Below are 22,572 nucleotides of genomic sequence, written 5' to 3'. Positions count from 1 at the left end.
GTATTAGGCGAGCCCCCCGTACAGTTGCTGCGGGGCGCTGCCGAAGCCGGCGGCCCCGGCGGTGACGGTCAGCTTCACGCCGCCGTCCGGTAGCGGGGTCTCGCTGATCCGGTGCCCACGGGCTTTGGCCTGCAGCTTGGCGGCTTCAATCGCATAGGCCTGCTTCAGCCGGCCGAGGAAGGCGTCGTCGCCCCAACGGCCCTCGTAGGTGTCGCAGCGGACGGCACCGTCGGGCTGCACCAGCACGGGGTAGACGAACCCCGGCGGGCGGACGGCCAAGCCGCTGTGCTCGGCGCCGTCGAAGAACTTTACCTTCTCCCGCTTCGGCTCGGGGAGCTTGAGCCTCACGCAGGCGGCGGACAATGCCGCCGAGTTTCTCAGCTTCGTCTCGATGGTGACGACGTGGCTCATCGTCACCTCCTTTCGTTTCAGGGGAATGCGGGAAAGGGCGGACCTACTACGGCAGCCGCAGCGGGCGGCGGATCGGGTCCGGCGGGGGGCTAGTTTGCGTCGCCGGGCCGTTCGGCGACGGACCGCGAAACCGGCCACGGCTGTCGCGGCGGGGGCCGCGGTTCCGTTTGCGGTCGCCGCGGGGGCGACGCTCGTTGTGCCGGGGCGGCGGAGGCTTGACGATCCAGGCCCCCAGGGCCACCAACGCCGCCCCGAGGGCGAGCAGCAGGACGGCGGGGAACAGGTCGTTCGCCCACGGGCCGGAGGAGCCGGTGGCGGCGAGCAGCGGGGCCGCGATCGGCGACGGGTCGGGCATGGTGTCTTCCGACTGGAGAGAGGGGCCGGCGGATAATCCGCGGCGGCGCCTCACAGTGCGGCGTTCTGCTCTTCTATTCAGAAGCTTCCCCGTCATCTGACAGACGAACGACTGCTCTGACGGACGAACGACCGCTTGGATAGCCGCTGTGGCGTTCCTCAAGCCCCTCAGACGCGGGCGAGGAGGAGGGCGGCGCCCATGCACCTCTTCAGCAGCGCCAGCCAAACCGACGACGGGGACTCGGGCATGCATGCCTCCGAGTGCGGGAAGGACCTCGCGCCCGGCATGTAGCGGGGCGGACTACTTCACAGTGACGCGAATCGGCGGCGGGTTTAGGCGCCGCAGGTGTTACCTCGACCCGCCCGAAACAATCTGGGGCTGCGTCGGCCCCTCTCGCAGAACATACTGGACACGCGAGCAGATCTCGGCTTCAATCGCAGCCGAGCAAACTCGCCCACCCGTAAGCTATCGCGCTGAGCATGAACGATAAGAATTCGGAGCCAGCGGATGATGATCTCTCGTTCGTCTGGGGCGTCCACAGCTACCTAAACGAATACATCCGTTTCGCGGACGCGAAGGCGGTCGTACTGGCGGGCTGGTGCGTCGGGATCCTGTCCTACCTTCACGACGATGTCGGCTTAGCCTCAGTTATGTCCGGGAGGGCAAACCTTGCATGGTTCGGGTGGTTCTCGCTCGGCTCCGTCGCCGTTGCCGTCGTTGGGTGCGCATGCGCCGTTTGCCCGAGGTTGCGCTCGCTGCCGGCGTCAGTTCGCGATTGGTGGAAGGGAGAGAAGCCTCAGGCCGGTCTGATTTTCTGGCGTGACGTTCTCCGTCACGGTTCGCCAGCGGCTTACCGGGCGGCGCTGGTCAAGGCCTCCGGGGCTGACCAAGTTTCAGCCTTGGCCAACCACGTCTACGTGCTGAGCGAGATCGCGGACGGGAAATACCGACCACTTCATTGGGCGCTGCTGGCGGCCGCCGCTTCCACCATTACCTCCACGATTTTTATCCTCTCCAACTGATGATCGCTCCCGGCACTTCAATCAAGTCTGCCCTCGGCGGCGACTTCGGCGATCGTCTTCGACTCAGCGGGGGGGTTCTCAACGCCGGCTTTCCGGAAAGCGTTCAGCTCTCCGACACGGGAAGGACTGCGACTAAGTCAGGGAGTCTGATCACAAACTCCGCCGGCACAGCCGCAGTCGCCGGCCTCGAGCCTCGGCTACGGGATTTGTTCGGTCGCAGCGAGGTGACGAGGGAGCATTCAATCGGGCCGCACCCGGATTTTCTCCACCTCGCAGAAACAGCGGGGGAGGAGTACTGCCCGATCGTCAGCCTGTTCATGGACATCGCCGGCTCCACCCGACTCGGCCTCCTTTACGACCTTCGGCAGGTGCGTGCAATCAAGAGCGCCTTTCTGCAATCGGCGATCGCGATCGTGCAGTCGTTCGATGGGCACGTTCATCGGTTGATGGGCGACGCCGTGCTGGCTTTTTTCGGTGGCAAGAGCGGCCGCACCGAAAACGCCGTGATCGACGCTCTCAACGCCGCCGCCGTACTGCGTTGGTTCGCGGAGAACGTCGTGCCCGAGAAGTTGAAGGAGGCCGGGGTCCGCAAGAGCATTGGCGTCCGGGTCGGCTTGGATTACGGACCGGAGGAGAAAGTGCTTTGGTCGAGCTACGGCGTGGGGCCGACCCATGAAGTGACGGCGACCTCCTTTCATGTCGACGTGGCCGCGAAGCTGCAGCAGGCGGCGGGCCGGAATAACGTCATGCTGGGACAGGCGTTGCGGGAGCACATCGACTTCCCGGAGGAGCTGCTCCGATCCAAAACAATCCGCAGGGGCACTGAGGACGTGCCGGCGCCGTACGTGACGCCGAACCATGAGGGGGCCGACGGGCGGCCGGTGAATTATTGTCAATGGCTGCTCGATGCGGACGAATACTTGCGATGCACCCCCTTCGCTCTCGCATTCCCCGGCGATTCGCCGATTGTCGTCAAGGCTTCAGTCCACGATGCTAAGGACGCTCCTGAACTCTACTCCCTAGCGCCGGGCGGGCGGGCGGTGCCTAAAGACAAGTGGATCAAGTTTCGGGCTCGGCTACCGTACACGCCCCACGGCAAGCCGGAGGTTGTTTTTCGCGTCGAGAATCACGGACGCGAGGCGCAAGAGCGGGACGGCGACAACCGTGGCAATCATGAGACAGCCGTCCCCGTTCGCGGCAATCCGCCCCACGAGGTCGAACATTGGGAGCCGACCGTGTACAGGGGGCTTCACTATCTCGACGTGATGGTGAGGCGGGACGGCAGAGTGGTGCGGGCCGGCAGAGCCGGGGTCTACATTCTCTAGGTCGCCAGATTCACCGGGTCCTGTTCAGTAGGGTCCAGCCCCTTCGCCCGCGCCGCTGGCGACTGTCGTGCCTACGTGAGGTCAAGCAAGGTAAACGGATTTCTGAATGACTGCTGCCGAAGCGCCAAGGCGTGACAAACTGGCTGGCGGCGGTGCAGACTGGGGCGGGAGGAGCTTGGCCAGTGACGGTGCCGACGTCTGCGAAATCACGCTTTCGTTTGCCAGTGTTGATCGACGCACATCGAATTGCCTCCGACCGAAGGCGGCTCACTGGCGGCGTTCAGATATATCATGTTGACGGCGTCATTAACGCCCAGTACCGGCCGCACGCCAAACTCTCGCAGTATTTCGAAGAAGTTGATCAGTCGGTCCTCGACTTCGCGCCAGAGGCACAGGGGTGAAAATCTTTGCCCGGCGGAGTCTCATCGCCCCGCGCGCCCGGGTTTGTTCCGTGTTGGGCAGCGAGGGGGTTTCGTAGACCGCTCTGCTTCGGCGTCGGCCATACCTCGCTTTGCGGATGCTAGAACAGTTCTCCGTTGATCCGATCCGGTGTGACGTGCGTTCACCTCCTGTACACTCGACCTCCGGCACCTTCTTGCATCGACGGCCGACCGATGATCGACCCGCTCACCAGTCTCAGCTTCGCGGTCCAGTCGAGCCCCGGCGTCTACGCATTGCTGCTGGGATCGGGCGTCTCGCAGTCCGCCCAGATCCCGACGGGCTGGGGCGTCACGATGGACCTCGTTCGCAAACTGGCCGCCGCGGAGGACGCCGGCGAGGGAGCCGATCCGGAGGCGTGGTATCGGGAGACCTTCGGCGGAGAGCCGGACTATTCGAAGCTGCTGGACACGCTCGCCAAGACGCCGGCCGAGCGCCAGCGGACGCTCCGGGGGTACTTCGAACCGTCCCCCGAAGAAGACGAGGAAGGCAAGAAGCAGCCGACGCCCGCCCACCGGGCCGTGGCCCGACTGGTAAAGGGCGGGTTCGTCCGCGTGATCCTGACCACGAACTTCGACCGGCTGATCGAGCGAGCGCTCGAGGATGAGGGGATCCAGCCGGCGGTCGTCTCCACCCCGGACGCCGTCGAGGGCATGGAGCCGCTGGTCCATCAGCACTGCTTGGTCGTGAAAATACACGGCGACTACCTCGACGCCCGCATCAAGAACACCGCCGAAGAACTGGACGACTATGACGCCCGAACCGAACAACTGCTGGAGCGGGTGCTCGACGAGTTCGGCTTGATCGTGTGCGGCTGGTCCGGCGAGTGGGATACGGCTCTCTGCCGGGCGATCGAGTCATCGCCTGCCCGCCGCTATACGTTCTACTGGACAACCTTCGGCAAACTGACGGAGTTCGCGTCCCGATTGATCCGGCACAGGGCGGGCGTCGTCGTGCCGATCGAGGGTGCCGATCAGTTTTTTTCGGCACTCGCCGATCGAGTCGAAGCGATCGCGGAGGCCGGACACGAGCATCCGATGACAGTTCGCGCCGCCGAAGCCGCGGCCAAACGGTACGTCGCCCGGACAGATGACCGGATTCGCCTACACGACCTGATCCACGAGGCGACGGAGCAGGCGGTCGCCAAGCTCGAACGGCGGTATGCGACGACGGAGCCACAGGCGAACCAGACCGAAGCCGCCAAGGCTTTGGTGGAGGGGACGCTCTCGGACCTCTCGATCTATCTCGCGTGCGGGATGCCGGTCACACGATGGGGCGATGTCGCCACCGACCACTTGATCGTTCGCTCGCTGGAACGTCTCGGCGAGAAAGCCGTCGATCGAGCGGGCTATCGAGGCAACGACGCGATGAAGGTCATCCCCGCTGTGCAGGCTCTGTACGTTCTAGGGTTGGCGGCTACGGCGGAAGACAACGTGCGGACGCTGGTCCGGCTGCTTGCTGATCCAAAGGTCACAACCTCGCGCTTCGGCGCAGTCGGTCCGCTCCTACGCGAAATCCGGTACGACGATCCCTCCGGCCACTTCCAGCAGGCGCAGGCTCCAGACGAGTACCGCGTGCCTATGAGCGAGTGGCTCTTTCGTCATTGCCGGCCGCTCCTACAGAAGGCAATCCCGGCCGATCGCAGGTATGAGCGGGTATTCGACCGCTTCGAGGCGGTGCAGGCCGTCGTGGAAGTAGATCTACGATACGGGAGCGAGTCCTCGCCGGACGCCGATTCCAGCGGCCGAAACTATTTCCCGCGGCCCGGTCGCTTTCTGTGGAAGCTGGGTTCGTTTCGCTCCGACGAGGTCGATCCCTTCGAGCTGTTGCTCGAGGACCGTTCGTATATGGCGGCTCTGGCTTCGGCCGGAGTCTGCGGCGGAGACGAAACTCGGCTGGAGTTGACCGTCCGCAGGGTACGGAAGGCAGTGCAAGACCGATTTGACCGTTCCTTGTAGATCCAGTTCCCGTCCCGCTCGACAGAGCACTGGCAGGCGGCTTTCGGTCTACGGAACCACGAAACCCCCTATCGGTCAGATGGGGTACGCGATTGCTGGTTTCATCGCCAAACGGTACGTGACTTCGTCACAGGAATCGAGGTAGCTGTTCCTGTACACCGCAGGGCCAAATTGCGGCGACGCTGCAATCGCAAGGGGGCAAAAACACCGCTGGAAAGGCAGGAAGTTCTTTCGGACTTTAAGAGGTTGAGGCGAGTAAGGTGCGCGTCCGGAAGGTGCATGTGGTAGACGGACGCGCAGAATCTCTCGGCCGATCTCGTTCCTCATCTGGGGAGCAAGGATGCTCACCCCGTTTCTGGCTGCCGCGATCGCCGAACCCCGGCAGGTCTCGGAGTACCTCGCGATGTTGTGCACGCCCCCGGTCATCGTGCTGGGGCTGCTGGCGCTCGCAGCGAACGTGGTTCTGAGCGAGTCGCGGCGGTAGCAATTCGACGCGGACCGTCCGCCGAGATGGCCTTAACACCCTCGGCGGACGGTTTTCACCCGCGTAACCTCTGTGCGGATCTACGGATGGCACGACTACGTGTTAATACGGCTAACGCGTCACGCTGCAATTCATCGCAACGTCGGGGCGTAGTGAATCACGTTACTCCTTCAGCGGTCGATTCGCTCAAGTTCCCTCGCCAACCCGTAGACTCGCGCAAGTGCCATGCGGTCGATGGCTTCGAGACAACGCCGGCGGACGTCGGTGTCGCCCGACTGTGCGTACAACCGCAGCACAATCTTGGAGAGATCGTCCGCCACGCCGGCCGTTCTCTTCTGAATGTCGCCAGCCTCTTCGCCAAGCGAGGCCAGACTCATCTCGACGAGTCGGCAGACGGCGAGATCGGGCAGCTTTTCGGCAGATTCCGCGAGGGCGTGCGTCACCGGCTCCAGCGCCTCCGCGCTCGGGTCCGTTTTGAGGAATGCGTCTAGCAACTCGCGCTGCTCGGACTCACCAAGCTTCGGTAAATGCCGGAACGCCTCCGCGGCCTCTGCCCGGACTTCACGGTTCTCGTCTGAAATCAGAGGTTTCAACAGCTTCAGGCAAGCCCCCCCGAATTGGTCGTGCCCGATGTTGCTGCCGTATACGTCGGCCGCTGCGATCCGCAGTAGCGGCTTTCCGGAGCGAACACGTGAGGCGTCCTCCTCGGCGGCCGGCACGTCGTCCGCCTCTAAAGCGAACACGCAGCAGATCTCCGCGGCGGCTTTGGCCGCCGGGTCGGACTCGCCGTCGAGCATCCGGCGTAAAACAAGCCGAACTGCCGCGTGATCCCGATGGGCCCCGTATCGAAGAAAACGGGTCGCCGAGTGCCCGGTCAGTAAGACCGGGTCGACGTCGACGCACTCCAAGAACCAGCGGATCGCGAGGTCAGGTTTCACGTTCATCAAAGCCAGTAATGCCTCGATCGCGCAGGACCGCACTGCCACGGAGCGATCATGGGCGAGACGATCAATCGTCGGCTCGAGAGCGTCCGCCCTCGCGGAATCGTCGAATAAGAGGCTCGCGACGGCCGAGGCGATCGCACCGCGGGCGGAGTTCATTCCCTGTTCGTATGGATTGCCCCCGTAGTAGGTTGCTCCTCCGTTGGCATCTTCACGCCAGAGTTCGTCCTTGGGAGACGGGTCGTGTTCTGCGTACCACACGACGAGGTCGAGGATCGATGCCGGCCAGTCCGCCCCCTCCCACTTCTGAATGAGGTAGCCAGACCACCGACCGCAGGGGCGGTCGGGCAATTCATATACACGCTGTAGAAGGTCCGACGCCTCCGCGACCGACAACGGGGCCGGTCCGCCGGAAGCTTGGGAGACGGCGTCCGCCACGCCGATTAATACATGATCGAAGTAAATGGAGGGCACGTCGTCCGGCATCTCCAGCGCCAGCGCCGCGAACCGACGGGGCTCCTCCCTCGTTCTCCTGCCGAGTTCGGCGGCCAGTTCGCTGGCGCCGCCGACGGCCCGGCCCTCCTCGTTGAAGTCATGCGAGTCGCCGGTGTACTTCCTCATGGCGGACAGCCAGTTCGCGTCGGCCATCTTTTCCTGCGCCATTCGACCGATTGGCGAGCCGACGAAGCCGGGCCCGGTCGGTTTGGGAGTTTGAAACTTCGCCTTCGGAAACTTCGTCTGCAGTTCGGCCAGCTTTGACCGACCGACCGAACTAAGACGTTTTTCGCCCATCGCGTTGAGCAACTGCAACTGCCGCTCCCCGCGAGTGTTCGGGTGACGCGCTTCCCATCCGTCTCGCAACTCAACGATTGCACGCTCCAAGTCAGCGAACGCCTCGTTCGAGCAAGCCGACGCTGCGACGCGGACGGCTTCAATCGAGCGGTAGCTTTTGATGACGGCAGGTTCGCCGGGCGCGCTCCACGAGCCGTAGCCGATTTTCAGTCGGCGGGGGTCTTCGGCGAGGTATCTTGCTAACCGCTCCCCGAATCGACCCGGTGACGCCGTCCACGCACGCAGGACGAGGTAAGCAATCACGTCTTGCGGTTGAGCCGCGACAGGATCGAGCAGGCGGTCGAGCTCCTCCGGACTCGAAACGGCGAGCGACTCCAGAGTCTTGGCGAGCTGTTCGAGAAGGGTTTCATGTAGTAACCCGCCGAACGATTTGAACGAGCGGCGGGACCAGAGGGGGTCGGCGGCGAGCTGGTCCTGCATGTCATCCGCACGCTCCTTCGAGAAGGCGGCAACTCTCGGCAAAACCTGCCTCGCGAAAACAAGTGGAGCCTGCGAGGCATCGGCGATCAGACCTCCATCCGGTCCGCCTTTCTGTAGATGTCGCCAAGCGAAATCTCGCGGCGTCGACGGTAGGGCGTCGTCGAGCCAGACGCCGATCACCTCCGCCAGTAGATCCGGACGATCTTTCGACATCCCGTAAAGAGAATGCCACCAATTATGACCGTTAGCCTCGCCGCCCCTCAGCGTCCCGTCGGCTACGAGCGAGAGGAAGAGATCGAACAGATCGCGATGGTGATACACGTTGCCGCTCAAACAGACGTGTCGCAGGTAACCGTCCCAGTCGGCTCCATGCCGGCGATGCTTCGTTAACAAAGCCGCGACCCGATCCGCACGCTGCTCCAACACTTCCGAGCTCGCCAAAAGGGAAACGCATCGCTCCTGCTCCGCCGGCTCCGCCGGCTCCGCCCCGGACAGCCCGGCATCGAGGAAACCGAGCTCGTCGAGCAGGTCGAACCAACCCCCGTGGTTCCGGATCGTCGCGAAGACGTGGTTGCCGAGTTCCGCGTCGGTGGATTCCAGTTCCCTCAAAACTCGCCATTCACCTGCCCGTAGGTCGTCTACTGCGGAAAGTTGCTGCAAGACCGCCCGCTTGATGTGGAAGCGCACCGAATCGCTCAACAGCACGTCGCGTAATTCCCGCTCGTATCGCTCCATGCTGGAAGGCGATCGCAGAAAAGAGAGGACTTGCCGCACTTGACCGCGGCGGAACAGGTGCTGTTCGCCCTCATTCAACAGGTCCAGCAGTCGCCCAGAGGTCGCGAACCCGCGGGCGAACAAATAGTCGAAGAACGATTCATGGAAGAATCTGTAGCCCTCCTTCGTCAGCACGAGCACGCGTTCGGAGGCGAGCGCATCCGCTTCGGGCCCGTCGAATTTGTCTTCCGGGGCTGTGAGTGCTTGATTGTCGCTCATCCACTGGGTGAGGCGTTTTACGTAGCCGTCGAGATCGAGAGATCGACCGTAGTTGCGGGTCGCCTTTCGTCGCTTCTCATGCCAGAATCTACGGAACAGCCCGTCCCGCGATTGGAAGCCGCGGGCCTCTTTCGCAGGCAGGGAAAGAAACATTGAGAGGTGAAGCGGGACGGTGAGCAGCGGCCGCAACTTCGAGTGAACTTCCCGCTCCTCCAGAGCGTCGTTCAAATTCGCGTCGCTGAGCGGACGTAACTGAACTTGTTGAAACGTCGATCCGTTCGCCTTGAGCTTTCGCATCCGCTCGTCGTGTTCGAGATCGAACTCGCGGCAGGCCGCCACAACGCGCAGGTTCGGGTGCCGGTCCGCCTGATCAAGCAGAGCCTTAAAGAGCGCCCACCCGTTCGTCCGGCGTCCGGACACTTCACTCACCGCGTCGAGCTGGTCGACGACGAGGACCGCCACGGCGCCCTCGGCAACGCCCGCCAGCACCGTGACCGGAGAGTGCGGATACGGCAAGCCCAGCTGTTCCCCCAGCTTTTCGGGAACCAGCACGCCGTCTTCAAGCTGATCGAGGCGCACCGGCAATACCGGAACGTCGTTCTCCTGCAAACGAACGACGAGCCCTGCCAACTCGGAACTTTTGCCGCCGCCGGCGCCTCCGGTCACTAAGGTCCGACGTGCGGGGGGCAAACCGTCTGGCCCCGTCAGACGATCTGCGCCGGGAAGCGCCAACAGCGTATTGCAGATCAGGCTCTCACGTAGCGGCTCCACGTACCCATTACACCGGGCGGCGAGCGATTGCCTGACTGAAGGATCGTTTTTCCAGTCTCGAAGGTAAACGCCGCGCCGCTTCAGATGTCCGAGGAGATCGTCGCGGCGAAGGCCGGTTTTCATGTTGAGGAGCAGAAACTCGACGAGGTCTCGGCGTACGTCCGCAGCGTCCAGAGCACCTCCCGCGGAATAGAGAGTTTGCCGGATCGCCTCCTCATTGCCGCTCCGCATGCTGCCTTCGTCGACAGCCCTCACATCTACGCGCTGGAGGAATCGCAGGCACCGTTCTTGATCGCCGTCAAACAGAGGCAGCAGGTGCTTGTCATGCTTCCCTCGAAGATCCGCAGATTGTCGGAGTCGCGCTTCCAGAATTTCAGCGGAGCTGGAGTTGTCGCGCAACTCATCGAGCGTGAAGGCGAGCTGAGTAGAGGCGAATACTGCAACTGCGTCCGCTTCCCGTTCTACGTGACCGATCAGGTCTCCGAGGATCGAGCGTCCTAAAGTCTGCAAAGAAAGAGCCGCCAGAGTCCATCCGGAGGCCTTCGTCGTCTGTCGCTTCACCGACCAATACTCGGTGACCCGGTGCGTGCGGAGATGGAACTCGACGCCCTGCGAGCGGATCGGATCTAGAGACTCGTAAGTCACTTCTTTAGCGTCGCCCCGGAGAACTCGAAGGGCGGCGTCTACGGCCCATAAGGCTTCGTATCGATCACCTGCTTTACCGGCATCTCCTCCTGACGACGGCACGGGCAAAACTCGATCGGGAAGCTGTCGAACCACGGCAGTGTACAGACATGCCGTAGCGGAGAGCAGTCGTCAAGATTTCCCGGTACCTCCCGCCCCTGCGGTCTCGGAATATGTCGCGTCGAACGCGACGTGCGCGTCGTCATCGTCCAGTACCAGCCGCACTCCGAATCGTCCCCTGTCACTCTTGCAGCAACCGGACGTGCACGACCTCGACCGGCTTCACCTCCGCGAGGGCGTCCGCGACCAGCGACCTGTGACAGCGGTCCGGTTCCGGGCAGGTGCATAGCAGGCAGCACGGCTCAACAGACACCAGCTCGGCCAACTTCTCCAGCGCCTCGACCGCCGCCGGCGTCGTCAGGTGCTCGTTGACGGCCGTGGCGAACGTGGACCAGTCCCGGTCCGCCTGGAATCGCTTGCGAGCGTCCCGCGGCGAGCCGAGGGGGCGGAGGTGCGTGTAGGCGATCGAGTCGACGGCGAGGTCGCGTTCGGCGTAGATCGCGCTGGTCGCGATGTCGCTGTGGCCCAGCACCGTGCGGGTCAGCTCGATGCCGTACTTCGCCCGGAGTTGGGTGGCTCGGGTATGGCGGAGCTGGTTCGGGGACCAGCGACATGCAGCCCGATGCTCCCTCATTGCCCAGTTGACCACCGCCCGCTTGTCGTTCGGCAGGCAGTTCACGACGGTGAACCTCTTCAACAACTCCGACGAACTCGAACGGGGTGCACGCCGCTCCGTGAGCGGGATGAGGTCAAGGCCCAAATGGACCAGACCGGCCAGAGAAAATGACGATCACGAGCGGCTCCCTCGATCCTCGACCAAAGGATAACTGGCTCCAACGCCTCGCCAACCTCAACGTCTACCGGGCGAAGGGCGGGCCGGCCCCGCATAAGGCCCTGCTCCTGCTCAACATGCTGGATCAGTTCGAGGAGCTGGCCCCGGACGGGCGGACGCTGACGCTCTCCCCCGCCCTGGCCTACCGCTTCGGCGTGTTCTGGACGATCGTCGCCCACAGACGCACCCAGCCGCCCAGCGTGCGGCTGCCGTTCTTCCACCTCTCCAGCGACGGGCTGTGGGAGTGCTTCGACGAGGCCGGCGCCCCCTGTGACGACCGCAAGAAGGCGGCCACCGCGGCCTTGGACCCGGGCTTCGTCGCTTTCTTGCGAGACCCGGAGAACCGCCTCGCGGCGATGCACGTGCTCGTGGAAACGTTCTTCCCGGTCGAGGAGCGGGCGGAGCTATACGCCCTGCTGCAGATCGCCGGCCCCGCCGAGGGCGACACCGACCTGCCGGTGCCCGAGGCCCCGCCGGCCCGCGGCAACGCGGCCCGGTTCCGGCTGACGGTGCTCAGCTCCTACGACTACACCTGCGCCCTGACCGGCTACCGGCTGGACGCCGTCGACGTCGGCTCGCCGGTCGACGCGGCCCACATCCACGCCCACGCCGCCAGCCGCAACAACGCCCCGCAAAACGGCATCGCCCTGTCGAAGCTGCCGCACTGGCTGTTCGACAACGGGCTGTGGTCGTTGTCTGACGACCTCACTGTGCTGGTGGCGAACGACCGCTACTTCCGGGAGGCGGCACCGGACCAGCGGGCGTTGGCTGACTATGCGGGGCAGCCGATGAGGCTGCCGAACGTGGAGGCGAATCGGCCTGACCCGGCGTGCCTGCGGTGGCACCGCCGGAAGGTGTTTCTCGGCTGAGTGGATCGCTCGCCCGTCTGCCAAGGCACGATCGACTCCGGCACGCTCACCGACCCGGTTGAAGAAGTCGAACGCACTACGGCACTGGTAGTGAACGCGCGCCCGCTAACGGTGACTACCACTTTCTACCACCGACTACCACTTTTGCGCCGCCGTACCACTGGTTTTGTAGGGTCCGTGTTGCGTCTTGCGAGGAGGGCGAGAAATGCGTATCGTCCGCACTCGCCACTTTCTGCGTAGCGTTTGCGGCCGATAGAGTCTCTCGATATAGGGTCCGTTCCGGAGCCGGAGGTCAGAGGTTCGAATCCTCTCGGGGATACTTGTCGCGGTTTCCATTGGGAAAGCGACGTGCCGAAGACGCCTTTGCGTCGACCAGCCCTCCGAGACTGAGCGGCCTCACCCACCCGCGGAAGTGGTCGTCCTACCACTTTTGCATGCCGGAAAGGTCCGCTCCCCCACCCCGTCGCGGCGCCAAGCCGCCGTTGTACCGGTTGCACCAACCGCCCGGCCACGCCCGCGTGATCCTCGCGGGCGAACACATCTACCTGGGCAAGTACGACATCCCCGAGTCGGAAGAGGCGTACGCCCGCGCGATCGCGGAGCGCTTCGTCCTACCGGCCGCCGGCGTCCGTCGTGATCCTGACATCGGTGGACGGGCAGCTTGATCGACTCGGTTTGCGGGTGCGAAATCCGGAGGCCGGTGTCCGAGTTGGGGATCACCGGCATCCTCCGCCCGGACGTTACTTCTGCGTGCCGGCGCGTCGCTCGATCAACGCCATCGCGTGGGTTTCGCCCCACTCTTTGAGGGCGTTCAGGATCGGCTCCAGCGAGCGGCCCTCCTCCGTCAGTTCGTATTCGACCCGCGGCGGCACCTCCGCGTAGACGTGGCGATCGACCAGACCCGCCGCTTCCAGTTCACGCAACTGTTTGGTGAGCATCCGCTGCGTCACGCAGCCGATCTTCCGCTTCAACGCGCTGAACCGCAGGCGACCGCCCAGCAGGTAGTACAGCACGATTCCCTTCCACTTGCCGCCGATGAGTTCGAGGGTCGCTTCGACCGGGCACGCCGGAGGGTCGTATACGGTGTGACGGGCCTGCTTGGTATCCATTCTGTGCCTTAGAGAGCGAACGGTGCGTTCTTGCGGGTCTGACGGTTGCCGCCAAGATGGGCGGTACGTCCCGAGCGAGCAACGCACGGCGGCGGCGGCGGGTCGAGGATCCGGGGTCGCGGCTTCGCGAGCACGAACGGCACGGAGTTTCCGACTTCAATCGACAGGGTGATCCGATGCAGGCAATGGTCGTTCGCAAATACGGCGAGGACTCGACGTTCGAGGCCGCGGAAGTCGCGACGCCGTCCGCCGGGGCCGGGCAGGTCCTCGTGCGGATCGCCGCGTCGAGCGTCAATACGGTCGACTTGAAGATCAAACAGGCGGGCGAGGACCTGCCGATCTCCCCGGACCTGCCGGCGATCCTCGGGATGGACTTCGCCGGCACGGTGGAGGCGGTCGGCGACGGCGTCGACGGGTTCTCGCCCGGCGACGAGGTGTACGGCTGCGCCGGCGGCTTGGCGGACCTTCCGGGGACGCTCGCCGAGTCCATCGCGGCCGACTGCCGACTGATCGCCCGCAAGCCGGGCAACCTCTCGATGGCGGAGGCGGCCGCGCTGCCGCTCGTGGGGATCACGGCCTACGAGGGGCTAACCCAGGCGGGCGTAGGCGAGGGGCAGACGGTTCTGGTGCACGGCGGCTCCGGCGGCGTCGGGCACGTCGCGGTGCAGCTGGCCAAACATCTCGGAGCGAAGACGTTCGCCACCGGCGGCGGCGAGAAGCAACTCACGTTGATCGAGCGGCTCGGGGCGACCGGCATCAACTACAAGACGGAAGCGGTGGAGGATTACGTCGCCGAACACACCGGCGGCAGGGGCTTCGACGTCGTCTTCGACTCGGTCGGCGGGGAGAACCTGACGAAGTCGTTCGAGGCGGCGGCGCTGAACGGCCAGATCGCCACGACCGTTTCGATGTGCGAACTGGACCTGACGCCGGCCCACTTCAAAGGGCTCTCGCTGCACGTCGTGTTCATGCTGATCCCGATGCTGCACGACGTCGGCCGAGAGACCCACGGCGAGATCCTGCGCACGCTCGCCGAACTCGCCGAGTCCGGGGCGTTGACGCCCATGCTCGACGAGCCGCAGTTTTCGCTGTCGGAGGCCAACGAGGCCCACGCCCGGCTGGCGGGCGGCCAAGGCATGGGCAAGGTCGTCATCGTGAACCCGTGATCGATGCGGCCGCGGTCACGGGCGAATTGGAGCCGACGGCGACGTTTGCGGGACGGGGCTGAGTAGAATCAAAAAGGCTCGATCCGCCGGGTCAGACTCAGCACGGGACGGCTCCGAATGCGTTCGGAACCGACCCGGTCTTAATCTTCAGAGAGGCGTTTTCATGGCGACCGACGCCGAGATGTTCCCTACCCTCACCGATGTCGAGATGGACCGCCTGCGGCGGCTCGGAACGTCGCGGTCGTTTGCCGAGGGAGAGCGGCTGTTCTCGGCCGGCGATCGCGACTACTCCTTCTTCGCGATCGAGTCCGGCGACGTGCGGATCGTCGAAGAGTCGAGCGGCGCCCCCCGCGACGTCTGCCTCCATCGGCCGGGCACTTTCACCGGCGACGTGTCGATGTTCACGGGGCGCCCCTCGATCGTCTCCGCGGTGGCCGACGGCGACTGCCGGGCGCTCGAAGTGACCGCCGACAAGTTCCGGGAGATGCTCGGGGAACTGCCGGAGTTGAGCGACAAATTGATGCGGGCCTTCCGCGTCCGCCGCAAGCGGCTGGAGGAATCGCAGTTTATGGGCGTCCGCGTCGTGGGCGGGGCGAACTGCAAAGCCGCCCTGCGGCTCCGCGAGTTCTTCTACAAGAATAACGTCCCGCACACCTTTCAGGACATCGAAGAAGACGCCGGCCGCGAGGCGCTGTCCGGCTGGGGCGCCGCCGCGGACGAGACGCCGATCATCGCGTGCGGCGCGAACGTCGTCCGTCGACCGGCGCTGGCGAAGGTGGCCGAATGCCTCGGCATCTCCCGGACGATCGAGGACCGGCTGTTCGATCTGGTCGTCGTCGGCGCCGGTCCGGCGGGCTTGGCGGCGGCGGTCTACGGGGCCTCCGAGGGGCTCGACACGCTGCTACTCGACGAGGTCGGGCCGGGCGGGCAGGCGGGGCAGAGCTCCAAGATCGAGAACTACATGGGCTTCCCGGCGGGCCTGTCGGGCACGGAGTTGGCCGACCGCGGCTACCTGCAGGCGGTGAAGTTCGGCGCGTCCTTCTCCGCCCCGATCGGCGTACGGGAGATGACCGTCGAAGAGGACGGCGCCCACCTGCTCCACCTCTGCACCGGTCAGCGGGTCCGCACGAAGACGGCGCTGATCGCCACCGGGGCGGCCTACCAGCGGTTGCCGGTCGACGGCTGCGATCGGCTGGAGGGGGCCGGCGTGTATTACTCCGCCACGTCGGTGGAGGCCCGGCAGTGCCGCGACGCGACGGCGGTCGTCGTGGGCGGCGGGAACTCCGCGGGGCAGGCGGCGATGTTCCTGTCCGGCCAATCCCGCGAGGTGAAATTGCTGCTCCGCGGCGACGATTTGGGCAAAAGCATGTCGAACTACCTCACCAAGCGGATTGAACGAGCGGAGAACGTGGAGGTTCTCTTTCACACCGAAGTGGAGGCGCTGACCGGCGACGGCCGCCTCGAACGGCTCACGCTCCGGAACAATCAAACCGAGGAGACCTCGACGGTGGATTGCTCCGCCCTGTTCATCTTCGTCGGCGCCAAGCCTCGTGCGGACTGGGTGCCGGACGACGTGGCTCGGGACGACCACGGCTTTCTGATGACCGGCCCGTCGATCCAGAACTGCGACCGCTGGAAGGAAGACCGCGTGCCCTGCGAGTTGGAGACGACCCGCCCCGGCCTGTTCGCCGCGGGCGACGTCCGAAGCGGCACGACCAAGCGCTGCGCCTTCGCCGCCGGCGACGGCGCCCTCGCCGTCACCTGCGTGCACCAGTACCTCAGCCGGGGGGAGTAGCCGCGGGCTGCGCCGGGACGATCTCAAAACGTCCCACGCTGCGGAGGTAGAGCGTGCAGCCCGTTTCGTCGTCGCACGACAGGTGATGCGTCGCGGCGCCGGTCGAGCCAAAGTAGGCTCCGGGCTCCAACCTCTGGGCGTCGTCGTCGCCCGCCGTGTCCCGCTCGACGCGGCCCTCAACGACGACGGCGCGGCACGACGGCCCGGCGCTGCGGATCGCCCCCCGAAAGCCCGCCGGCAGCTTCACGAAGCTCCCGCTGGGCCGCTCGCTCTGCGGTGCGCCCCACAGGTAGGCGACCTTCGCTCCGTCCGGGCTGTCCGCGGTCACGGGACCGGCCATCGCCGTCACGGCGGACGCATCCAGCCAGACGACGTTCGACGCGTCCACGTTTACCGGACGTTCGCCGTCGTCGAATGCGTCCTCCGATGGCTGGACGAGGTACGGGCCGCGGTCGATTTCGACGTAGGCCAACGCGAGTCCGCCGTTGGCCGCCGTCACGTGCACCTCGCCCACCGGCTGCGTCCAGAACGACCCCGCCGGCATCCACATCGGTTTAGCGCCGGGATCGTCGTTGTGCAGGAAGCCGCGGATCACGACCCCGCGATAGGTGATGTTGTGAATGTGCGGCGGCGAGGCGAAGCCGTCCGCAAACTGTACGAGAAAGCCGGAGGCGCCCTTGCCGGTCCGATCGCCCCACAGGTCGCCGGCCCGCGGCCCCTGCGGACCGCGGGCCGGATTGAGCGCCCCCCATTTCACCTCGGACGACAACACGACCTCGGACGTCGGCGGAGCGACAGGTTCCTGCGCGACGCCCGCCGCGACGAACGCGGAGGAGCCGACCGCCGCCGCGAGCAGCGCTGCAGGAGGAAGAAGGAGTCCGAGTCGTACGTTCATGAGATCAATTCCAATTGGAGGCGATTGTCTGTCGGCGGCCGGTGAAAGACCCTTTAGCCGCCGGAGCCGGCGAAGAACTCTTCGAGGCTCGCCGCCGGCTCCCCGGTCAGCTGTTTCACATGGTCCGTCGCCTCCTCGAACTCGCCGTGCTCGACGGCTCGGTACATCGACAGCAGGACGTTGATCAGCTCCTCCGGCTCCTCCCCCGCCTTGCAAATCTCGATAAACCGCTCCTCGGACACCCGCTCGTAGGTGATCTCCTCGCCCGTGTGGCGTGAGACCGCCGCGGCGAGTTCCTGCATACTCACCGCCCGCGGGCCGGTGAGCTTATAGAGCCTTTCGGAATGGCCGTCGCCCGTGCAGAGCGCCGCGAAGGCGCGGGCGAGATCGTCGCGGCCGATATAGGAGACCCGGCCATGCCGCACCGGATACGGAAGCTTGCCCACGCGGATCAGGTCCGGAATCCAATCCGCGACCGGGTCGAGGTACATGCCGTCGCGGGCGATCGTCCAGTCCAGCCCGGACAGCCGCAGCTTCGACTCCGCGTACAGCAGGAACGGGGCGACGTGGAACCGGGAGTCCGGCTCCGCCGCCATGAAGCTGGCGAACGCGACGCGGCTCACGCCGGCCTCCTTCGCCGCCGTCAGCGTGTCGGCATGCTGACGGATGCGCGGCTCGACGGCCGCGAGGCTGGGGATCAGCATCAGCACGTCGACGCCCTCGAACGCCGTTCGCATCGAAGCGGGATCGTCGTAATCGCACCGCCGCACCTCGGCGACCTTTTCGCGGAGAGCGTTGGCCCGGTCGGGGTTCCGGGCGCCGGCGATCACCGTCGCGTCGCCGCCCGCCAGCCGGTCGACGATCTTGCCGCCGAGGGCGCCGGTGGCGCCGGTCACGAAGACGGTCATCGTTCGTTCCGGGTCGTGGGGGGAGCAGGGAGAGCGATCCGCAGCGATCGTACCCAGGCGCGGCCGCCCTTCGGCCCTCAACCGTCGGCGGCGCGATGGGACGGAACGGCGCCCGACGCTTCGCCGAGCCTCTCCCCTACGCCGCCGGCGACCATTCCAGCCCGGTTTTCTCCTCCGAGATCGTCCACAGTTTCGCCGCGGCCTCCCGGTCCAGAGCGTGGGGCAGGAGCTTGGACCTGCCGATCGGCCCCACCATCTCGCCGAGTCCCGTCGGTCCGTAGAAGGCCTCCGCCTCAAGCCCCTCCTCGGCGGCGCACATCACCTCCGGCCACGCCCCCTTCTCCGCCGACTGCGCCAGCGGCGAGAGAACCTTCCACAGCAGTCGCGTCGCCAGGGGGGCGTCTTTTCGAATCAGCGACGTCCGCGACGCCCCCGGGTGGCAGACGAGAGCTTGCACGTCCCGGCCCGCTTCGCGGGAGCGACGCTGCAACTCATAGGCGAACATCATCTGGGCGAGCTTGCTCTGGGCGTAGGCGGCCTGCGCGTTGTAGCGGCCGTCGAAGTCGAGGTCCTCGAATTGGATCCGCTTCAGGTTCATCCGGTACGCCAAGCTGCTGACGACGACGATTCGCCCGCCGGACTCCGCGATTCGGTCGAACAGCAACCCGCACAGCAGGAAGTGGCCGAGGTGGTTGACGCCGAGTTGGCTCTCGAAGCCGTCCGCGGTCCGTTCCTGCTCCGCAATCTGAGCGATGGCCGCGTTGCAGATGAGGGCGTCGATCTTCGAGACCGTTCGCTCGACAGCCGCGGCCGCTTCACGGACCGAGGCGAGCGAACCGAGGTCCAGGCGAACGAACGGCACGTCCGCCTCCGGGAACTGCCGCCTGATCTCGTCGATCGCGGCCTCCGCTTTCTCAGGACTGCGGCAGAGCATCACGACCTTGGCGCCGCGGCTCACGAGCAGCTTCGTCGCCTCGAAGCCGGCGCCCGCGTTCGCGCCGGTGATGACGAACGTTTTCCCCGCCTGCGACGCGAGGCGGTCCGGCGTCCAGCCCCCGGGGCCGAACGGGTTGGGGTCTGCGTCGGACACGTTCGGACCTGCGATCGTTGGTTTTGGAGTCAGTCACGCAGCTCGGGCGGATGCGCCAGCCACCCGCCGAGCAGTTCGGGAACGTCTCACGGGTCCGCTGCCGCGGGATTCTACCGTTGAGGAGAACCAGCGTTCTCACTTGGTGTCAGCTCGCGGCTTGGACCATCCCAGTTCGCAAACCGATCCAAGACGGCGCGGTTGGTCTCCGCAATCAGATTCACAAGTTCTCCATGGGGAGTCCCGTCCGCCCGGACCAGGCCCTGTTTGAGAACGCCCCGGTGAGGTTGGAAGCGGTCGATATACTGGCAGCGGTGGTAGCCGAGGATATAGGGCTTTGCCAGGGCGTCGTTGACATATTTTGCATGGGTCCGGGCGACCTCCTCCGCCGTCGGCAGCTGCGTCCACATCGTCTTCGGATGTTCCTCCGTGGGGAAGCTGATGTTGTGATCGCAAATCAGGATTCCCTTGCCGCCCGAGGCGCGATGAATGCGATCGAACTCGGCGGCGTTGAAGAGGTTTCCGTAGGGCTGAACCGCGACGGCGTCGATCCAAGGCGCCGCTTCCTCGATCACGATGCTGGGAGTGATATTCGAGCCGTATCGCTCTCCGAAGATGACGGAGTCCGGCGCCAGGCGGCGGGTCTCCTCCCCGAGGACTTTGTAATAGGTTCGCGCAATGAGTCTCAGGAAATCCTCGTCGGCGGCCTGATCCCCTCGCTCGGCCACGAATTCCTCGTAGCGCCGCCGGCCGGGCGCCTCTGCCGGAAGCGATTTCATCGCCTCGACCCAGTTCATTTTTCCGGAACGCCGGCCGTACTGCAGATCCCACAGCGGCATGTCCGTCCAGTAGATCCCGATCAGGTTCGGGTTGTTCTTGTGAGGCTCAATCTTCTTCCGAAGGGTCTGTTTGACCTCCGCCTGCCAGCCCGGGTCGAACACGTCCGGATAGGAAAACTGCCTGTTTCCGAAATACAATGAGGTGTCCGCCGTATGGATTCCTTCGGCGTAGGGAATCCGCTCTCCCAGCGGACCGGGCGTGCCGTAGCCGGTTGAGTTGTATCCCCAGCCGCGGAGATTCTTTTCAACCTCCGGCGCCGCGTTCGACCAATCTCGCCCGAAGCGATTGACGAATAGGTTCGGCTCCCCCTCGGCGGGGTTGGAGAGGGCGATGATGTGGGTGACGCCGAGGGAAAAGAAGGGCTTCCCTTCCGGGGTGACCAGGCTGACCCGCCCGTTCATCCTGGCGACCTGAAACCGCCCGGTGGCTTCTTCAAGGTCCGGCGCCGCCAGAGGCATCGCCGGTTGAGGGCCGGACGTGTCCGGCGGCCCCGGCTCGCTGTCTTGACGGCTCCAGTAGGCCGTCCAGTAATCATCCCATCGCTTCCATTGCTCTTCCGTGAACAGCTTCTGAAGCGCTACCTTCCTTTTCAACTGAAAGGCTTCAGCCGCGGCCTGACGTTCCTCGCCTGTCAGCTGCCGGAGCTTGCCTAGGGACTCCTCGCGAAGCCTTTCCTGCTCCTGAAAGGCCGCTTCCTGCTTCTCGGTCAACTCCAAGGACTCGATCAGCTCCGTGACGGAGATGGGATCGGCGTCTTGGGCGCCGGCGGTCTCGCCGAGACCGAAGGATCCCTGAAGCAAACAGAGGGCGGCCGCGCCGGCGAGAGGGCCGAGTCGAGCGGGGGTGCGGCTTCGCATGGGAGAATCGTGCTAAGGGCTGCGGCAGGGCGGCCTAAGTCGGCCGACGAGAGGCGTGAGATGAGCATATCGAAGAAAGTTCGCCGCCCCCGGGCAAGCGACGAGGCGGTCGAACGTCACACAGCACGCTGTTCATAAAGAAAGCCCACCCGTCGGGGCATCTATGTGGACTACTCCAGCAGATCCGCGACTTGCTCGGCGGCGTACTTGAACGCTTTGAAGGCAGGAGCAGGACCTTTATAGCGAACGACGACGCCCCCGTCGGGCGCAACTTCCCAGACCCTTCTCCCCACGGTATCGGTGAGAAGCGTATTCCCATTGGGCAAGCGGCGAGCGCCGCCTTGAAAGGGGGCGAAGAAGTCTTCGTGTTCCCAGAACCAGATCCTTTTCGCCTCAAAGGTTCCAGCCTCCCCGACGACGTAACGTCCCTCATCGACAGCGGGGCTAATCTCCTGGACGTTGCTGTTCCCCTTCAACTGTTCCTGGGCGGCCGCGGCTTCCGCGGCGCCACCGCTGACCCCGGTGACGCCGCCCAAGCCCGTGTTGTTGTTGAAGACCAAGATATTGCCGGCTCCGGGAAGACCTGCATCGACCCAGTTGGCGTCGTGCTGATGCTGGAACAGGCGATCGTTCTCAGAGCCCCGCTCGTAGGTAGCGGGGTTGCCGTATCGGAACAGCAGATCGCCCCCCCGGCCCCTTCGACCGCCCGTGGAGCCCGCGGCTTGTTCAACGGTCGTGCCGTGGTCGATCACCCAGATTTCGTTGTAGATAAAGGAGCTGACGACGATCTGATCGAGGCCCGGGTGATAGTCGATCGCATTCAGATGTTGCCGCACGGCATTCATCGGCGCATAGCTACTCGGGAAGTGGCCGTCGATTTTCCGCGGATGATCGGCGACAGTGCCGTAGTTGGCCGCTCCAGCATCCCGATCCTGAATCATGTGGTCGACAAAACGCCAATACCAGACGATTTCATAGGAGTTCTTTTCCAGGTCGGGCTTGATCTCCAGCACTCCATCCGACCAAACCGTCTTCCCTTCGCCGGCGGTCCAACCAGCCGCCGCCGCTGCTTCCGGACTGATTTCTTCGTAAATCAGGACCAGAATATTGCCGTCGGGCAGGGGCGACAGATCGTGGTGAAAGGTGATCTTGTTCCCGTTGAAATCAAGATCCTCGGCGCTCAGCTCCCAGACGGCTTTCCCAGTCTTGTCTGTAATCTGAAGGGTGTCGGTGGCGGCCACGGGCTGCCCCGCGACGTATCGCCTATCCCTGATGCCGGTACGCAGCAGACCGCCGGCGTTCAACAGGTACGAGGTGTGTCCCCCTCCATTCAAATCGGTATCCCAGCGATGAACGACCTTCCCCTCAGTATCGAGAAGCATTGCATAGTTCACCACATCGGTGGCGAGCTCATCCGCCTGATGCCAAAACAGGTAGCCTTGATACAACTCGCCAGGCAAAGCCAGGTCGATCTCTTCCATCACTGCGTCGCCGACTGAC

Annotated in this window: 19 protein-coding genes; 9 read left to right on the top strand and 10 right to left on the bottom strand. The window is 64.9% G+C overall.

Going from position 1 to position 22,572, the window contains the following annotated elements; genetic code table 11:
- Window positions 1-3: 3 nt before the first annotated feature.
- The gene (locus LzC2_RS01920; protein WP_171183151.1) at window positions 4-411 is read right to left on the bottom strand and encodes a DUF1257 domain-containing protein; all 408 of its coding nucleotides are present in this window, start codon (window positions 409-411) and stop codon (window positions 4-6) included.
- Between the two features lie 46 nt (window positions 412-457).
- A complete protein-coding gene (locus LzC2_RS01915) occupies window positions 458-766 on the bottom strand; it encodes a hypothetical protein (protein ID WP_171183149.1) in 309 nt (102 codons plus the stop codon).
- A 479-nt stretch (window positions 767-1,245) separates the two neighbouring features.
- On the opposite strand from LzC2_RS01915, the gene LzC2_RS01910 reads away from it, so the two are divergent.
- The 4 genes from LzC2_RS01910 (at window position 1,246) to LzC2_RS01895 (ending at window position 5,993) form a co-directional block, all read left to right on the top strand.
- Window positions 1,246-1,788 carry a Pycsar system effector family protein gene (locus LzC2_RS01910; RefSeq protein ID WP_171183147.1) on the top strand — a complete coding sequence of 181 codons (543 nt, stop codon included), beginning with the start codon at window positions 1,246-1,248 and terminating at the stop codon, window positions 1,786-1,788.
- A gap of 206 nt (window positions 1,789-1,994) precedes the next feature.
- A complete protein-coding gene (locus LzC2_RS01905; RefSeq protein ID WP_171183145.1) occupies window positions 1,995-3,113 on the top strand; it encodes a nucleotide-binding domain-containing protein in 1,119 nt (372 codons plus the stop codon).
- A gap of 614 nt (window positions 3,114-3,727) precedes the next feature.
- Window positions 3,728-5,509 (top strand): SIR2 family protein, encoded by a 1,782-nt coding sequence (locus LzC2_RS01900; protein ID WP_171183143.1) that lies wholly within the window; start codon window positions 3,728-3,730, stop codon window positions 5,507-5,509.
- A 340-nt stretch (window positions 5,510-5,849) separates the two neighbouring features.
- The gene (locus tag LzC2_RS01895) at window positions 5,850-5,993 is read left to right on the top strand and encodes a hypothetical protein (RefSeq protein ID WP_171183141.1); all 144 of its coding nucleotides are present in this window, start codon (window positions 5,850-5,852) and stop codon (window positions 5,991-5,993) included.
- Between the two features lie 170 nt (window positions 5,994-6,163).
- On the opposite strand, the gene LzC2_RS01890 is transcribed toward LzC2_RS01895, so the two are convergent.
- Complete coding sequence (locus LzC2_RS01890; protein ID WP_349771121.1) at window positions 6,164-10,093, bottom strand: nSTAND1 domain-containing NTPase; 3,930 nt, start codon at window positions 10,091-10,093, stop codon at window positions 6,164-6,166.
- Between LzC2_RS01890 and LzC2_RS01885 the strand changes: the two genes are divergently transcribed.
- Window positions 10,055-10,471, top strand: a complete 417-nt coding sequence (locus tag LzC2_RS01885; RefSeq protein WP_171183138.1) for a hypothetical protein — start codon at window positions 10,055-10,057, stop codon at window positions 10,469-10,471. The two genes, LzC2_RS01890 and LzC2_RS01885, sit on opposite strands and share 39 nt — an antisense overlap.
- A gap of 424 nt (window positions 10,472-10,895) precedes the next feature.
- On the opposite strand, the gene LzC2_RS01880 is transcribed toward LzC2_RS01885, so the two are convergent.
- The gene (locus LzC2_RS01880) at window positions 10,896-11,411 is read right to left on the bottom strand and encodes a DUF488 family protein, N3 subclade (protein ID WP_171183136.1); all 516 of its coding nucleotides are present in this window, start codon (window positions 11,409-11,411) and stop codon (window positions 10,896-10,898) included.
- Window positions 11,412-11,497: 86 nt separating this feature from the next.
- On the opposite strand from LzC2_RS01880, the gene LzC2_RS01875 reads away from it, so the two are divergent.
- Window positions 11,498-12,415 (top strand): HNH endonuclease, encoded by a 918-nt coding sequence (locus LzC2_RS01875; protein WP_171183134.1) that lies wholly within the window; start codon window positions 11,498-11,500, stop codon window positions 12,413-12,415.
- Between the two features lie 434 nt (window positions 12,416-12,849).
- Window positions 12,850-13,080, top strand: coding sequence for a hypothetical protein (locus LzC2_RS01870; protein ID WP_171183035.1), 231 nt, complete (start codon window positions 12,850-12,852; stop codon window positions 13,078-13,080).
- 75 nt (window positions 13,081-13,155) lie between these two features.
- Here the strand turns inward: LzC2_RS01870 and LzC2_RS01865 are convergent, their stop codons facing one another.
- Window positions 13,156-13,524 carry a winged helix-turn-helix transcriptional regulator gene (locus LzC2_RS01865; RefSeq protein WP_171183132.1) on the bottom strand — a complete coding sequence of 123 codons (369 nt, stop codon included), beginning with the start codon at window positions 13,522-13,524 and terminating at the stop codon, window positions 13,156-13,158.
- Window positions 13,525-13,700: 176 nt separating this feature from the next.
- Between LzC2_RS01865 and LzC2_RS01860 the strand changes: the two genes are divergently transcribed.
- Window positions 13,701-14,690 (top strand): zinc-dependent alcohol dehydrogenase family protein, encoded by a 990-nt coding sequence (locus LzC2_RS01860; protein ID WP_171183130.1) that lies wholly within the window; start codon window positions 13,701-13,703, stop codon window positions 14,688-14,690.
- A 163-nt stretch (window positions 14,691-14,853) separates the two neighbouring features.
- The gene (locus LzC2_RS01855; protein ID WP_171183127.1) at window positions 14,854-16,485 is read left to right on the top strand and encodes an FAD-dependent oxidoreductase; all 1,632 of its coding nucleotides are present in this window, start codon (window positions 14,854-14,856) and stop codon (window positions 16,483-16,485) included.
- Here the strand turns inward: LzC2_RS01855 and LzC2_RS01850 are convergent.
- The 5 genes from LzC2_RS01850 to LzC2_RS01830 all read right to left on the bottom strand — a co-directional run bounded on the left by LzC2_RS01850 (window position 16,469) and on the right by LzC2_RS01830 (window position 22,553).
- Window positions 16,469-17,380, bottom strand: a complete 912-nt coding sequence (locus LzC2_RS01850) for a DUF4437 domain-containing protein (protein ID WP_171183125.1) — start codon at window positions 17,378-17,380, stop codon at window positions 16,469-16,471. The genes LzC2_RS01855 and LzC2_RS01850 overlap by 17 nt on opposite strands.
- Before the next feature lie 53 nt (window positions 17,381-17,433).
- Window positions 17,434-18,288, bottom strand: coding sequence for an SDR family oxidoreductase (locus LzC2_RS01845; protein ID WP_171183123.1), 855 nt, complete (start codon window positions 18,286-18,288; stop codon window positions 17,434-17,436).
- 136 nt (window positions 18,289-18,424) lie between these two features.
- Window positions 18,425-19,378 (bottom strand): SDR family oxidoreductase, encoded by a 954-nt coding sequence (locus LzC2_RS01840; protein ID WP_171183121.1) that lies wholly within the window; start codon window positions 19,376-19,378, stop codon window positions 18,425-18,427.
- Window positions 19,379-19,488: 110 nt separating this feature from the next.
- Complete coding sequence (locus tag LzC2_RS01835) at window positions 19,489-20,931, bottom strand: hypothetical protein (protein ID WP_206678531.1); 1,443 nt, start codon at window positions 20,929-20,931, stop codon at window positions 19,489-19,491.
- A 311-nt stretch (window positions 20,932-21,242) separates the two neighbouring features.
- Window positions 21,243-22,553: an aryl-sulfate sulfotransferase gene (locus tag LzC2_RS01830; RefSeq protein WP_246254650.1), complete on the bottom strand. Its 1,311-nt coding sequence runs from the start codon at window positions 22,551-22,553 to the stop codon at window positions 21,243-21,245.
- Between the last annotated feature and the right edge of the window lie 19 nt (window positions 22,554-22,572).

The sequence above is a fragment of the Alienimonas chondri genome, assembly GCF_013036045.1.
Lineage (GTDB): Bacteria > Planctomycetota > Planctomycetia > Planctomycetales > Planctomycetaceae > Alienimonas > Alienimonas chondri.
This window is presented reverse-complemented; position numbering and strand designations above follow the sequence as displayed.

Excerpts from the sequence above, each read along its gene's own strand:
- LzC2_RS01895 (WP_171183141.1), top strand. The coding sequence starts at position 5,850 with ATGCTCACCCCGTTTCTGGCTGCCGCGATCGCCGAACCCCGGCAGGTC.
- LzC2_RS01910 (WP_171183147.1), top strand. The coding sequence starts at position 1,246 with ATGAACGATAAGAATTCGGAGCCAGCGGATGATGATCTCTCGTTCGTC.
- LzC2_RS01830 (WP_246254650.1), bottom strand. The coding sequence starts at position 22,553 with ATGGAAGAGATCGACCTGGCTTTGCCTGGCGAGTTGTATCAAGGCTAC.
- LzC2_RS01890 (WP_349771121.1), bottom strand. The coding sequence starts at position 10,093 with ATGAAAACCGGCCTTCGCCGCGACGATCTCCTCGGACATCTGAAGCGG.
- LzC2_RS01875 (WP_171183134.1), top strand. The coding sequence starts at position 11,498 with ATGACGATCACGAGCGGCTCCCTCGATCCTCGACCAAAGGATAACTGG.
- LzC2_RS01865 (WP_171183132.1), bottom strand. The coding sequence starts at position 13,524 with ATGGATACCAAGCAGGCCCGTCACACCGTATACGACCCTCCGGCGTGC.
- LzC2_RS01855 (WP_171183127.1), top strand. The coding sequence starts at position 14,854 with ATGGCGACCGACGCCGAGATGTTCCCTACCCTCACCGATGTCGAGATG.
- LzC2_RS01845 (WP_171183123.1), bottom strand. The coding sequence starts at position 18,288 with ATGACCGTCTTCGTGACCGGCGCCACCGGCGCCCTCGGCGGCAAGATC.
- LzC2_RS01870 (WP_171183035.1), top strand. The coding sequence starts at position 12,850 with ATGCCGGAAAGGTCCGCTCCCCCACCCCGTCGCGGCGCCAAGCCGCCG.
- LzC2_RS01915 (WP_171183149.1), bottom strand. The coding sequence starts at position 766 with ATGCCCGACCCGTCGCCGATCGCGGCCCCGCTGCTCGCCGCCACCGGC.
- LzC2_RS01860 (WP_171183130.1), top strand. The coding sequence starts at position 13,701 with ATGCAGGCAATGGTCGTTCGCAAATACGGCGAGGACTCGACGTTCGAG.
- LzC2_RS01885 (WP_171183138.1), top strand. The coding sequence starts at position 10,055 with ATGTCCGAGGAGATCGTCGCGGCGAAGGCCGGTTTTCATGTTGAGGAG.
- LzC2_RS01850 (WP_171183125.1), bottom strand. The coding sequence starts at position 17,380 with ATGAACGTACGACTCGGACTCCTTCTTCCTCCTGCAGCGCTGCTCGCG.
- LzC2_RS01900 (WP_171183143.1), top strand. The coding sequence starts at position 3,728 with ATGATCGACCCGCTCACCAGTCTCAGCTTCGCGGTCCAGTCGAGCCCC.
- LzC2_RS01920 (WP_171183151.1), bottom strand. The coding sequence starts at position 411 with ATGAGCCACGTCGTCACCATCGAGACGAAGCTGAGAAACTCGGCGGCA.